The sequence below is a fragment of the Exiguobacterium sp. s75 genome (assembly GCF_018617145.1).
GTDB lineage: Bacteria > Bacillota > Bacilli > Exiguobacteriales > Exiguobacteriaceae > Exiguobacterium > Exiguobacterium profundum.
Genome location: NZ_JACSJQ010000001.1, coordinates 1,022,363 through 1,035,602, shown reverse-complemented (window position 1 = coordinate 1,035,602; position 13,240 = coordinate 1,022,363). Strand labels below are relative to the sequence as shown.

Annotated in this window: 16 protein-coding genes; 12 read left to right on the top strand and 4 right to left on the bottom strand. The window is 48.1% G+C overall.

Annotation, left to right across the window (positions count from 1 at the left end; translation table 11 throughout):
- Nucleotides 1–28: 28 nt before the first annotated feature.
- Entirely contained in the window at nucleotides 29–793 is a 765-nt protein-coding gene (gene fadH, locus KNO68_RS05360) for a 2,4-dienoyl-CoA reductase (protein WP_214757412.1), read from the bottom strand.
- A gap of 180 nt (nucleotides 794–973) precedes the next feature.
- On the opposite strand from fadH, the gene KNO68_RS05355 reads away from it, so the two are divergent.
- Nucleotides 974–1,606, top strand: a complete 633-nt coding sequence (locus tag KNO68_RS05355) for a hypothetical protein (protein WP_215112191.1) — start codon at nucleotides 974–976, stop codon at nucleotides 1,604–1,606.
- A gap of 39 nt (nucleotides 1,607–1,645) precedes the next feature.
- Here KNO68_RS05355 and KNO68_RS05350 read toward each other — a convergent pair whose 3' ends face one another.
- Nucleotides 1,646–2,716 (bottom strand): N-acetylglucosaminidase, encoded by a 1,071-nt coding sequence (locus KNO68_RS05350; RefSeq protein ID WP_251028274.1) that lies wholly within the window; start codon nucleotides 2,714–2,716, stop codon nucleotides 1,646–1,648.
- A 77-nt stretch (nucleotides 2,717–2,793) separates the two neighbouring features.
- On the opposite strand from KNO68_RS05350, the gene KNO68_RS05345 reads away from it, so the two are divergent.
- Both KNO68_RS05345 and KNO68_RS05340 read left to right on the top strand, forming a co-directional pair.
- Nucleotides 2,794–3,783, top strand: coding sequence for an aromatic acid exporter family protein (locus tag KNO68_RS05345; RefSeq protein ID WP_214684049.1), 990 nt, complete (start codon nucleotides 2,794–2,796; stop codon nucleotides 3,781–3,783).
- 182 nt (nucleotides 3,784–3,965) lie between these two features.
- On the top strand, nucleotides 3,966–5,093 hold the full coding sequence (locus KNO68_RS05340) for a M20/M25/M40 family metallo-hydrolase (protein WP_215112387.1): 1,128 nt from the start codon (nucleotides 3,966–3,968) through the stop codon (nucleotides 5,091–5,093).
- A gap of 45 nt (nucleotides 5,094–5,138) precedes the next feature.
- Here the strand turns inward: KNO68_RS05340 and KNO68_RS05335 are convergent, their stop codons facing one another.
- On the bottom strand, nucleotides 5,139–5,312 hold the full coding sequence (locus KNO68_RS05335; protein ID WP_012726540.1) for a hypothetical protein: 174 nt from the start codon (nucleotides 5,310–5,312) through the stop codon (nucleotides 5,139–5,141).
- Between the two features lie 73 nt (nucleotides 5,313–5,385).
- Here KNO68_RS05335 and rnz point away from each other — a divergent pair, with 73 nt between their 5' ends.
- Genes rnz through KNO68_RS05300 form a run of 7 tightly spaced genes read left to right on the top strand, consistent with a single transcriptional unit; the run spans nucleotide 5,386 to nucleotide 10,047 of the window.
- Complete coding sequence (rnz, locus tag KNO68_RS05330) at nucleotides 5,386–6,291, top strand: ribonuclease Z (RefSeq protein ID WP_214686918.1); 906 nt, start codon at nucleotides 5,386–5,388, stop codon at nucleotides 6,289–6,291.
- A 1-nt stretch (nucleotide 6,292) separates the two neighbouring features.
- Nucleotides 6,293–7,177: a hypothetical protein gene (locus KNO68_RS05325; protein ID WP_215112190.1), complete on the top strand. Its 885-nt coding sequence runs from the start codon at nucleotides 6,293–6,295 to the stop codon at nucleotides 7,175–7,177.
- A complete protein-coding gene (locus tag KNO68_RS05320; protein ID WP_214686917.1) occupies nucleotides 7,174–7,584 on the top strand; it encodes a DUF4430 domain-containing protein in 411 nt (136 codons plus the stop codon). Before KNO68_RS05325 ends, KNO68_RS05320 begins: the two co-directional genes overlap by 4 nt.
- Nucleotides 7,562–8,221, top strand: coding sequence for a hypothetical protein (locus tag KNO68_RS05315; protein ID WP_078147081.1), 660 nt, complete (start codon nucleotides 7,562–7,564; stop codon nucleotides 8,219–8,221). Before KNO68_RS05320 ends, KNO68_RS05315 begins: the two co-directional genes overlap by 23 nt.
- Nucleotides 8,199–9,155: an ATP-binding cassette domain-containing protein gene (locus KNO68_RS05310; protein WP_215112189.1), complete on the top strand. Its 957-nt coding sequence runs from the start codon at nucleotides 8,199–8,201 to the stop codon at nucleotides 9,153–9,155. The genes KNO68_RS05315 and KNO68_RS05310 overlap by 23 nt, the downstream gene beginning before the upstream one ends.
- A complete protein-coding gene (locus KNO68_RS05305; RefSeq protein WP_214757400.1) occupies nucleotides 9,128–9,673 on the top strand; it encodes a hypothetical protein in 546 nt (181 codons plus the stop codon). Before KNO68_RS05310 ends, KNO68_RS05305 begins: the two co-directional genes overlap by 28 nt.
- A gap of 41 nt (nucleotides 9,674–9,714) precedes the next feature.
- Nucleotides 9,715–10,047, top strand: a complete 333-nt coding sequence (locus KNO68_RS05300) for a hypothetical protein (protein ID WP_214730558.1) — start codon at nucleotides 9,715–9,717, stop codon at nucleotides 10,045–10,047.
- A 29-nt stretch (nucleotides 10,048–10,076) separates the two neighbouring features.
- Here KNO68_RS05300 and KNO68_RS05295 read toward each other — a convergent pair whose 3' ends face one another.
- Nucleotides 10,077–10,871 (bottom strand): SDR family NAD(P)-dependent oxidoreductase, encoded by a 795-nt coding sequence (locus KNO68_RS05295; protein WP_214684055.1) that lies wholly within the window; start codon nucleotides 10,869–10,871, stop codon nucleotides 10,077–10,079.
- A gap of 151 nt (nucleotides 10,872–11,022) precedes the next feature.
- Here KNO68_RS05295 and KNO68_RS05290 point away from each other — a divergent pair, with 151 nt between their 5' ends.
- On the top strand, nucleotides 11,023–11,919 hold the full coding sequence (locus KNO68_RS05290; RefSeq protein WP_353047966.1) for a peptidase U32 family protein: 897 nt from the start codon (nucleotides 11,023–11,025) through the stop codon (nucleotides 11,917–11,919).
- A 9-nt stretch (nucleotides 11,920–11,928) separates the two neighbouring features.
- The gene (locus KNO68_RS05285) at nucleotides 11,929–13,170 is read left to right on the top strand and encodes a peptidase U32 family protein (protein WP_215112187.1); all 1,242 of its coding nucleotides are present in this window, start codon (nucleotides 11,929–11,931) and stop codon (nucleotides 13,168–13,170) included.
- The last annotated feature ends 70 nt before the right edge of the window (nucleotides 13,171–13,240 follow it).

Genomic DNA, 13,240 nt, shown 5'->3' with positions numbered 1-13,240 from the left:
GACCGAGTAAATTCGGTCGTCCTTTTGATTAGAATGGATGCTTGTTCAACCAATGACCACCGTCAAGAGAGATGCAATCCCCGTTTAAATAGCGCATCTCGTCTGATGCCATCCAGTAAGCGAGGTCCGCAATCTCTTCCGGTGTCCCAAAACGTCCAAGTGGGACATTACGGCGAATACGCTCCACTTCTTTTACGTGGGAGACGAGCTTTTCAGCGCCGCCTGTCCGTTCAATCGGTCCAGGACTGATGGCATTGACCCGCGCGCCGAATTGATAGCCCCATTCAACCGCGAGTGTTCGCGTCAAGTTCAAGACCCCTGCTTTCGCTGCCGCACTCGGTGCGACACCAGGACCTGCCTGCCACGCATAGGAAGCGACCATGTTGATGATGGAGCCGCCACGGATTTCATCTGCTTCCCAATGTTTCCCGAGAACATGGGTGCAGTTGAATGTCCCGTTCAAGACGATGTCGATGACACTTGCCCAACCATTAGGAGATAAATCAAGAGTCGGACACACAAAATTTCCGGCAGCATTGTTGACGAGTGCGTGTACTGGTCCATAAGCGGATACGATGTCAGCCAGTGCTTTCGCGCATCCTTCATAGTCACGAACGTCATGTTGCACACTCATCGCCTGACCTGCATCGATTGAATTCAAATCGTTCATCGCTTCTACTAGTCGTTCCTCGTTTCGACCGCTGATAGCGACGTTCCATCCTTCCTGTTTAAATTTTAATGCCATCGCTTTCCCCATGCCGGACGATCCCCCGGTAATCCAAATCGTTTTCATCTTAATTCCCCCTCAAAAATGAATGGTCGTTCATTTTACGTATTCGTCTTATGATGTAAAACTCCTTCAACAAAATGTCATTCGATGTTGAATCATTCTTTTCACTTGAGAAGTATATACATGATGTAACGATTGATACTCAAAACCATGACGTGAATTTAAAATAGGAGATGATGGAACATGAAGCGCGTTACAGGGCTGACCATATTCGTACTTATCATTGTCGGAATGTTTGTGCTCATCGATCAATCTGATTCAAAGAAAATGTCTGAACAGGTCGAAAATAAGATGTTCACCCAAACTGAGACAAAGGTTTATTCTGAGTCGACGGTCGAAGAACTGAAGAAAATCCTTGAGACGTTTCAAAACGATTTGGCTCCGCAAATCAATAACGATTTCGAACGAAAGTTGGCAGAACGAATGTACGTGGAGATGAAGAAGAGTGGTGAAACCATCGATGTGAAGGAACTTATAATCCGTGCAAAAGACCAAGCTGATTTTGAACGTGCATGGTTGGAGCATGCGAAAAGCGAATATGGAATCGTAGTAACGGGTGACGAAGTCGATGAACGGATTGAAAAAGGACCGGATGCGACGGTGGTCGAGTCTCAAAGACGATATGCAGAGGCAAAAGAGATGAGCGTGTATGAGCTCAATCATGATTATTATCGCGATCAATACGTGAAATGGGTCGTGTGGGAAGATTTGATTCCGCTCGTCACAGACCGCTACGAACAGTCAAGTGAGCATGTGCTCGACAACAATCGACTCATCGAATTGTATGAGCAAGAGATGGAAGTTATAATCGAATGAAGCGTCAAGCAGCCCGACTCGTATGAGCCGGGCTACTTTTCATTGAATTTTTTTCAAGTACTTCAAACCGAGTTCACGGTCGATCGTGTACATCGTACCGGCAACTTTCTCACCCCAGTATGGATCGGAGGCATAGAAGATATTGATGCCTTCCTGCTTGTTCCCAGGATAATCGCCACGAGCATATGGCCCAGTGACATATTTAGTCGCAAACAATTCAGCAGCAGCTTGTACGCTGGCGTCAATTGTTTTAAAGGATGTCGCATTCCCGCTCGGGTCGTCATCTGTCGCGCGGAACCCAAATAGGTTCCGCTTGTCCCGAGCGATATCGGACGTTCCAAATCGGGACTCATGCCCGGCAACCGCCAGCAGGAATAAGGCATTAATGTTATACGTATCTTCTGCCCGTTTAAAAGACTTGCCTTCCCCAGCGAGTGGTGAATCGATGGATTTTAAATATTGATCAAACTCGTCAGCCGAATATGGGGACGACTTGCGAATCGATGCAAATTGATAAGGAGAATCGAAGACGTCTTGGACACGTTCTGTGTAAAAACGGTCATCCGAGTTTTTTTCTGTTGGACCTACAAGGAACGTACCGGCGAGATTGGCGTTCGCTTCCACCGTATGGTAGACGTCACCTTCTCGAATCTCGTAAAATCCACGTCTCTTCACAACTGCTTCAGGAAATAACGCCATTTGATCCGGTTTGACATACACATCCGCCCCGGAGATACGTACTTTAAGATGATCGTCTCCGCGCTCAATTAGTTGAAGTCTCGTGCCACCAGCGACATAGGATTGTCGTGTTTTAAATGATGCATCTTTATATAAGTTTGTGATAGCATCACTCGGAGTGACGACGACTCCGGTACCTGTAAAATCGAGTACTTCTCCAGAGGGCGAGAACAATGTCCGGTTCTTACCGGCCGTCATGTATCGTTTTGCTTCTGCGAGAGATTCGAACGACCTCGTGACACGGTCGCCATTCGTCACCGTTTCGACGGTATAGGTGTCTTCACGGGAAGATTGAATCCATAAAAAGGCTGCGATGGCGAGACTAAGTGTCGCAATCATCGGCCAAACCTTAAGTCTTTTCTTTCGTTTCAATCAAATCACTTCCAAACTTTTGAATTGCCAAACGAGTTGATTTAGTCAACAATTTGATGGAGAAGGGGGAAATTAGTATGAAAATTGGAACGCGGACGTTAAAGACCGCGGTCGCAGCAGGTATCGCGATGCTCATTTCCGAAACAATTCATCTCGATTATTTTGTATTTGCAGCCATTATCGCCATTTTAAGTATTCAAGAGACGCGTAAAAAATCGATTCGCGCCTCCTATGAACGAGTCATGGCAAGTCTTCTCGCCATCGGAATGGGTGCGGCGATGTTCACGCTACTCGGCTATTCACCGGTGACGCTCACACTTTATTTTGTCATTTTCATTCCACTCGTACAACAATTGAAACTGCAAGACGGGCTCATTACGAGTGTCGTCATTTTGACCCACCTCTACACCGAGGCACAGTTTACACTGGAGTTATTTATCAATGAGCTATTGCTCATTGCGATCGGTGTCGGTGTCGGGCTTGTCGTCAACATGTACATGCCGACGCTTGACCGTGAGATTGTACGGATTAAAGAGAATATCGACCGCTCGCTCGCAGTACTGTTTTATGACGTGGCGGCATGTGTCGAGACGGGCGTCTATAACAACCACTCGATGATGCTCATCAAGACACGGGACTATCTGAAAGAGGGGAAAGATTTAGCCCTTCGCCGTATGGGAAACTCAATCGGAAAGCGGAATGAAGACATGGACTATCTATACTTCCGGATGCGTGAACGGCAGTATGATATTCTCAAACGAGTCGCGGATAACGCCAGAGAAATCACGATGGTCGTCAATGAAGCGAAACCGGTCGCGACGTTCTTACGTCGAGTCGGGGACCATGTGAACGAGCAGGCCGATGCATCCGTCTTTCTACAGGAGCTTGAAGAGATGATTGAGCATTATCGAAAAAACGTACCTCTCCCCACGACGCGTGAGGAATTCGAGGTACGCTCATCCTTATTAAATATTTTATCTGATGTAAAAAGTTACTTGATCTTGAAAGAGCGATACATCTTGCTCTTAAAAGAACATGGTCATGCTCGAGAGAAACGTGCTGATTAAAAAGATTGAGACGATGACGACGACGCCGATTTGAATGATGCGTTGTCGTCTTTTCTGTTTTTTCTTCATGGTCTGCCTCCATATACGTGTTTGCCATCATTGTACAGAATGGAAAAGATTCGTGCAATCCAGGGGAGTTTGATATAATGGTCAAGAAATGTTTGGATGGAGGGATGTTGTTTATGGTAAACGAGACACGCGTGCTCGACACATTTTTAGGATTGGTCGGCATCGATTCAGAAACGAAGGAAGAAGCGATCATCTGTGAACATTTGAAAGGTGTATTCACAGAGCTTGGCTGCGACGTCTACGAGGACGACGCATCAACGAAGACGGCACACTCTGGTAACAACTTGATCATCACGTTGCCTGCAACGAAAGACAATGTTGATCCGATTTACTTTACGGCTCACATGGATACGGTTACTCCAGGTAAAGGAATCAAGACGAGCATCAAAGACGGATATGTCGTCACGGATGGTACGACGATTCTCGGAGCAGACGACAAGACCGGCCTCACTGCGATGATCGAACTCGTGCGTGAATTGAAAGAAAAACAAATTCCACATGGTCAAATCCAGTTCGTGATCACTGTCGGGGAAGAATCAGGTCTCGTCGGTGCGAAAGTATTGGATTTATCGAAAATCGATGCGAAGTTCGGTTTTGCCCTTGATTCGGATGGACCAGTTGGAGACATCATTGTCGCCGCTCCGACTCAAGCAAAAGTGAACGCGAAGATTTACGGGAAGACGGCTCATGCTGGTGTCGCACCTGAAAAAGGAATCTCGGCGATTCAAATCGCAGCGAAAGCCATCGCGAAGATGCCGCTCGGTCGTATCGATGAAGAGACGACAGCCAACATCGGACGTTTCGAAGGGGGTCGCGCGACAAACATCGTGTGTGACTATGTCGAAGTTCTTGCTGAGGCCCGTTCCCTCATCCATGAGAAGATGGAGAAACAGGCGGAAACGATGAAACAAGCGTACATCGAGGTCGCTGAGTCGTTCGGTGGTCGTGCCGAAGTGGACATCGACATCATGTATCCTGGATTCAAGTTTGAGGAAGGGGACGAAGTCGTTGAGGTGGCGAAACGTGCGGCTCAGACAATCGGACGTCCGACTCGAATCTTACACTCAGGGGGCGGTTCGGATGCGAACGTCATCGCCGGTGGGGGAATCCCGACAGTCAACTTGGCGGTCGGCTATGAAGAGATTCATACGACGAACGAACGGATGCCACTTGAAGAGTTGTATAAACTCGTCGAATATGTCGTGACAATCGTTGAAGAAGTCGCATCACCTAAGCAATAAAAAAGAGCCGACCATTCGTCGGCTCTTCGTATGTGTTCGTACTCGTTATGCTGCGAACTCCAGTGATTCTAAAATCAACTCGTCTGTGCAATGAAGTTCGATCGCTATGTCGTGAATGCGGATAGAGGTGCCTTGTTCCTGTTGGTGCAAGCGATTCATCAAAGCTGCGCGTTCTCGAATCGTCTCATAAATCGATTCGGGTTGTTCTGCCTTTGTCATCACAAATCACATCCTTTTCAGCGATTACGTCAAGTATAGCATGGAACGGCTTGAAGAAAGGAATTAAATATTTATGAAGTTACAGTTTTTAGGAACTGGGTCGGGGATGCCTTCGAAACAGCGCAACGTATCGGGGCTAGCTCTCGATTTATCGAACGTGACCTGGCTGATTGATTGTGGCGAGGGCACGCAACACCAAATGCTCTATACGAAAATCAAACCGAGAAAAGTGACAGCGGTATGGGTGACGCATCTTCATGGTGACCATGTATTCGGATTGCCTGGATTCTTATCGACTCGTTCGGCACTCGATGGAACCGCCCCCTTGACCGTCTATGGACCAAAAGGATTGAAAAAATGGCTTGAAGCTACGTTGCGTGTCACAGGCTCACATCTAGGATACGAGCTGACCGTGATCGAGTACTCGGACGGGGACACATTCATACAAGACGACCATCTCGTCACTGTGCGAAAATTAGAGCATCGGTTCCCTTCATTCGGTTTCCGAATCGATGGTCCAGAAAAACCGGGCATGCTACGCGTCGATCTTGTAAGAGAACTCGGTATTCCAAGTGGACCGATTTATCGAACCATCAAAGAATCAGACCGATTTGAATTTGAAGGAAAATGGTATGACTCTAAAGAATACGTCACTGAACCGATTCCGGGAAAAATCGTAGCGATTTTAGGAGATACAATCCCGTGTGAGAACGCGCAGAAGTTGGCGGATGGAGCAGACCTCCTCGTTCACGAGGCGACGTTTATGGAGGCGGAACAAGCGCTCGCTCGGAAGTATGGTCACTCGACGACACGTGAAGCGACCGCGCTAGCGAATGCGTGCGCCGTCGGCAAGCTGATTGTGACACACATCTCAGCACGCTATGTCGGACGAGAGGAAGAATTTGTTCAAGAAGTTGTGTCGGATTTTCCATCGAGTCTCGTTGCGACGGACTTTTTAGAATATACAGTGGGGGAGTGATGTGACCATTCAACTCTATGTATGGGCAGCCTTTTTAGTAATCAGCGTTCTATTAGGGATTCGATTGAATCAATTAAAAGAGCCGGAAGCGAACTTTTTTCCAAAGTTCTTATTTTATTCACTGCTTGGAATCGTGTCTTTCCCCATCGGCGGTTTTCACATTCCGATTGGCTTTCTATTGTCTTTTTTGTTCTTTCCGAAACAGAACAGCCGGTATAAATGGTATGGGGCACTGTTAGGGTTCTTCTTTTTTCTTGTCTTGCTTTTTGTCCCGTTATTCGATCAATCCGGGTTTCGTTCCGAATCGCAACAAATCGGCGCCGTTTCGGTCACGGATGAATCGTTTGATGACATGACTGAAAAATTGTTACAACGAATCAATAGTGAATCGATTAAATTAGATCGTGGGAAACTACAGATCGACCGAGAAGGGAACGTTCAATCCATTGAGTACTTACTCATGGTGGAACGAGCCGAATCGTTCCAACAGATCCGTGTAACATACGGCTCAGGACAACTTTCGTATGAACAAGTCGATGAACTGCGTAAAGAATCTGGACAGGCCTTTTTTGAAAAGCTTGTCGAATTCGACCACATGCTGTCGACGTTACGAGGTCCTTCATGGGATGAGTATACTGACGTCGTTTCTGCCCCAGTGTTACAACTTTCCTATGATGGGCTGTATGACATGTACACGTTCGAAAACGAATCGATGCTCATGATCAATCGGGACAATGAACTGGTCAAGTTCTGGCTCCAGCGCGAACCAGTCCTCGCAAACAGCATCCAACTCGTCGGACTGACACGGGAAGGACGAAGTTCAGGCGAACGTTTTACGATACTATATAATTATTCGATACATCAACGAGAGGATTTGACAGAATGATCAAACCGTATTTGAGTTTTTCCCTATTAGCGACCGCACTTCTTGTCGGATGTGGCGGAGAAGAAGCCCAACAAGAGGCGTGCGATGTAAGTCCGACCATTTCCGTATACAATGCGGCGACGGAGGAGACGCTCTATCAAGAGAAGAGCGTCTGTTTGGAAGATGATGCGACCGTGCTCGACGCATTGAAAGCGACAGGGCTTGACCTCGAAGTGACAGGAAGCGGAGACATGTCGTACGTGACGGCAATCGAAGGCGTCGAAGAAAAATCAGAAGGACAATCGTCAGGCTGGGTATTTGCTTTTAATGGTGCGCCCGGAGATGAAGGGGCCGGTGCTAAAGAAGTAGAATCGACGGACGTCATTCAGTGGCGGTTTGAAGAAGATGCGATTGCTTTCTTCGAATGAGGCAGATTGGGAGCGGCGACATCCTGTCACGCTCCTTTTCTTTCTATTCAGCCATCTATTCATCCTGACGTATATCCAAGATGTCACGGTATTGGTCGTCGGTCTTGTCCTGTTGCTCATGCTTGAACGTCGGTTTCCGTGGACGATGCTCATCGTATTGATTGCGTTTACTGTCGTTTCGGTCTTCCCTGCATTGTTCGGGTGGGAGTTATCGCTCTCTTACATATGGCGTCAGCTGTTGAGGTTGGCTACTTTTTTACTTGGCATGCTGTGGATTTCTCGTATTGTTCGATTGGAACGATTGCTGCCACTCCTCTCCAAATGGCCCCGTTCAACTTCCCTCTTGTACGGGGCGTGGGCACTTATTCCTTCGATGGAACGGGCGGTACGTCAGTCGCTCAGAAGTCACCCGAAAGGAGCCTGGCAAGAAGCGATCGAGAATGGCATTAAGAGCCAAAGGCATGAGCCAAAATTTGCAGTCGAGCCGATGCGTCGCTTCCGGGCCGAGGATGTTCTGCAACTCCTTGCGATTGGCTTGATTGGTTATGTATCAATCGAATGGACCATCATTCCATGGCTCATCTATCCATACATCACAAAAGGAGGTGTTCGTGATGCAATGGCTTTCTACCGTTGACGGTTCGTTCGAGGCATATATCGAACGGTATCGTCCTCAAGTCATCAGAATGAATCAACCATTCTCAGGAAAAGTTGGTCATTTATTATCCGGTGTTGACCCGCTTCGGGGAGCGGAACTTGCCTCACTCTTACAAATCGATGCACTATATCCAAAAGCGTTTGACGCCTGTTCAAGCGGAGAACAACAGATTGTACAAGTCGCTTATGCTCTATCAAATCAGCCCGAAGCAATTGTACTTATCGAACCGTTCCGCCACCTCGATCAATTCCGTCGAGAACATCTAGAGATGCTATTCCGTCGTATAACCGATCTCGGTGTTCAAATCGGTTATACGGAACGGGCGCGAGAGTCGTCTGAAGACATACAAATCACTTTCCGACAATCGGAGACGATACCGAGGATTGATGCGACCGATGTATCCTATCGACACCCGCTTCAGGCGACTTATGCCATTGAAGAAGTGACCGTCCAAATGACTGAACCGGGTCTCACCGTCTGTATCGGGACGAACGGAAGTGGAAAATCGACGTTGCTCGAACTTTTAGCAAGGAGCAGACGCCCTCTTCGTGGACGGGTGAAGCGGGGGGAGCGAGCTGCCTATCTTCCTGCCGAAACGGAGTACGGTCCGTTTCCGAAAGAATCGAATCGGAGGATTGCACAACTTCAAGCCGTCCTGAACGACCCGGCAAGCGTCCTTTTGCTCGATGAACCGACGGTGGATTTAACGAATGGGGAGCGAACGACGTTCCTTGAAGCGGTCTTGAAAAAGTCAGAATCAGCACGCGTGCTTTGTGCGACCCATGATTTGGCGTTAGTCGACCAAGCGACGGACGTGATTTACCTTGCAAGTGGTCGCGTGGTCTTTCAAGGTGAGCGCTCAATCTTTCAAGAACGGAGTACTCTATGGTCACATACGTCCTCGCCATTCTGATTGCCATCCTGGTTCTGTATCGATTTGAGAAATCTGACCTCCCGATTCAACCGCTCGTGCAGCTCTTGGCACTCGCAGTCATCGGGCGTTGGCTCTTTATGACGATTCCGAACGTACAGCCGACGACAGCTATTTTGATGCTGACCGCATTATGTATTGGGTTGAATGCTGCTGCGGTCTTGGCACTCTTCGTACCCATCTTGTCGGGTCTGTTGCTCGGGATCGGACCGTTCGTCTTCTATCAATTTTTGGGGTGGCTCCTTGTCGTGACGCTCGTAAGCAGTTTTCGAACGATATGGATGAAGTCAGGTATCCTTTTCCTTACGCTCGGTTTTTTCTCTGGATTTTTATATGGATGGACGACAAATCTGGCGTTCATAGAAGTGATTGGAGCTGACTTTTGGAAGCTACTTCTACTCAGCGTCCCGTTTGACTTGGCACATGGGCTATCGAACGTTGTCTTCCTCATTTTAATCCGTCCCTTGTTTGAGCGCATATTCCTTCGTCAATTCGGGTAAATATACAATAGTCAAATCATTTTGAGTGAGGTGAACGACGGATGGGTGCATATATCAATCTCACTGAAGTCGGCATGTTTTTACTCGTAGGATTATTGTTTATCTTGTTAAATCTGATTCTATTGGCAAAACGTTACACGAGAGCCCGTTTTGCCATGATCAGTATCTTTGCGGCGAGCGTGTGGCCAGCACTGATGATTGTGCTCTCAGTAGAACAACTGAGTATCATGGACCAGCTCACATCGGGAGACCTGACGCTCGATGCCATCATGGCGTGGGGAGTCGTCATCGCCACAGCGCTGATGACCATGATTCCGGCAGGTGTGTTTCTATATCGGCTTGTAAACGTCTCTCGCTTACACTCTGAACCATAAAAGGAGCGACCCGATGCGGTCGCTCCTTTTCATGTGGTCGATTCAGCAGGTGTTCCATCAGCCGGTTTCTGGACGCGGCGTAGTACTTCTAAACTGAGAGCTCTCGGCATCAATTTGGCGACCCCGACCAACAGCTGGTTCGAGAGTCCAGGGATGATCACACGCTTGTTATTCAACACCCCTTTGTATCCGAAGAAGGCGACGAGATGAGATGGCATTTTCGAGAATGACAATTCACTCCCGGCACGATTAAAGAAATTTGTATCCGTCGGGCCAGGGCATAATACACTCACATGCACACCGCTACCTTTCACTTCGGCATGAATCGCTTCAGTGAATGAAAGGACATAGGCTTTCGTCGCATAATAGACGGCCATATATGGACCAGGTTGGAAGGCAGCGACGGACGCAACGTTCAACACATATCCGTGGTCACGTTCGAGCATGCCAGGCAAATAGGCTTTCGTCAGTTCGGTCAACGTATTGACATTCAATCGGACCTCGTCGGCCTCCGTCTCGGCATCGAGGTCGGCGAATGCGCCGGACGTGCCGAACCCGGCATTGTTGATTAAAAAGTCGACAGTGAGGCCAGCTTCGGCGATCATCGTCGTCAATCGGACTGCTGCGTCATGTTTTGCTAAATCTAGTGCAAAGACATGTACGTTGATGCGATAACGTGTCTCAAGTACTTTTTTTAGTTCATGCAATCGTGGTTCGTTCCGAGATACTAAAATACAGTCGTAGCCGTCGCGAGCGGCGAGTACGGCCAAGTCTAGACCGATGCCCATCGAGGCGCCGGTGATTAAAGCTGTCTTTGACAACATGATCCACTCCTTTGATGAAAAGTCATACATTGTTACTGAATTCTTCACGAGTTGTTAAAATCCTGCTCCGTTCGCACATTGAAACATATGCTAAAGTATAGCAAGAAAATGTGATTAGACTCACAAAGTAGGGAGTAGAACAAATATGATGATTCAGCTCGTCACTACGGCGCAAAGCGTTGATCAGGCAGAAGCGTTAATCAAAGCCGGCGCGGACCGACTATATATCGGAAATTCAAGGTTTGGGTTGAGACAAAAAGGTGACTGGACAATCGATGCTGTGAGAGAAGTCACACAACTTGCCCATCGGTATGGGAAAGAAGTGACGGTAGCCGTCAACAACCTGATGCACAATGACCACATTGAAGAGTTAAAAGATTATTTGCAAACGCTGAAAACGATAGGAGTCGATGATGTCACCGCTGGAGACCCCGGCGCCATTCGCTTGATTCGACAGGCAAAGATTCCGTATTGGTATGATGCCCAAACGCTCGTCACATCCGCCAAACAGATCCAATTTTGGGGGAAACGCGAAGCGATTGGAGCGGTCGTCGCCCGCGAAGTGACAATCGATGAACTCGTTTTGATCCAGCAGCAAATCGGACTTCCTGTTGAAGTACAAGTATATGGTCCGACATGCATCCATCACTCTAAACGCCCACTCGTGACGAATTACTTTAACGAACTCGGAAGACCGGTTGAAGAAGCAAAACAACGCGAATTTTATATGAGCGAACCGGCAGATACGACCAGTCGTTATCCCATCTATGAGGACGAGAACGGCACCCATATATTCTCTGAGGATTTGACGCTCATGGGTCAGCTTCCGACGTTAGTCAAAAATGGACTTCACACGTGGAAGCTAGACGGATGGCACGCCGGGGACCAGTTTGTTGAAATCGTTCAGTTGTTTACTTATGCCCGGACGAATTTGTTGAACGGTCGATTTGATCGTGTAGAGATGGAACATCGTCTTCACGAGCTTCAACCGGAAACGTTCCGTCTCGGTACGGGACTGTGGTTACGAAAACCAGAAGAGATTAAGTGAGGGATCAAGATGAAACGACGTCCAGAATTATTAGCGCCAGCAGGAAACTTAGAGAAATTAAAGATGGCCATCCATTATGGTGCCGATGCGGTCTATATCGGCGGACAGCAGTTCGGGTTACGTTCACGTGCCGGTAATTTCAGTTATGACGAGATGCGTGAAGGGGTAGCCTTCGCACATGCGTACGGCGCGAAAGTATACGTCGCTGCGAACATGGTGACGCATGAAGGCGATATCGAGGGGGCAGGTGACTTCTTCCGAACACTTCGAGATATCGGAATCGATGCAGTCATCGTCTCGGATCCAGCGATGATTGAGATGTGTCTCACGGAAGCAGAAGGGTTGCCCGTCCATTTGTCGACCCAAGCTTCGGCGACAAACTACGAGACCCTTCGTTTCTGGAAGGAAGAAGGGCTCGAACGAATCGTCTTGGCTCGTGAGGTATCGATGGATGAAATCGTCAAAATGAAACAGGAAGTCGATGTCGAAATTGAGACGTTCGTCCATGGGGCGATGTGTATCTCCTATTCCGGTCGATGCACGTTATCAAATCACATGACATTACGAGATGCCAACCGTGGGGGATGTGCCCAATCATGCCGCTGGAAATATGGTTTCTTTGAAGAAGGTGATCTTCTAACAGAAGAAATGGAAGCGCGTGACGAAGAGCCGTTCTCGATGAGTTCAGTTGATTTATCGATGGTCCGCCACATTCCTGACTTGGTGGAGGCAGGAGTCGATAGTTTGAAGATTGAGGGACGAATGAAATCGATTCATTACGTCGCGACGGTGTGTAACGTCTATCGTCAAGTGATTGATGCGTACTGTGAAGACCCAGAGCATTTCGTCTTCGACCCTGCATGGGAAGAAGAAATTTGGAAAGCGGCCCAACGTGAGCTCGCGACCGGGTTCTATTACGGGATCCCGACTGAAAAAGAGCAATTGTTCGGGAAACCTCGTTCGATTCCGCAATTTGCGTTTGTAGCTCGTGTCATCTCATACGACCCTGTGACGGGTATGGCAACGCTTGAGCAGCGGAATCACTTTTCAATCGGTGAAGAGGTTGAATTTTTCGGACCCGGATTTGTTCGTTTTTCACAAGTCATTGATACGATGGAGGATGTGGACGGTCACCTCCTCGAGTCTGCTAACCAAGCGATGATGACGATTCGTGTAAAAGTGGATCGGCCAGTCGCGACCGATTACATTATGCGTAAGCGAAAAGGTGTGCGTGCTCGTTCGCTCGTTTGACACATCCACCGAGCCAACATAGTCGCCCGTTCCGTTCAATCCTGCTACCCTAAGAAGTAGAGACGGAGGG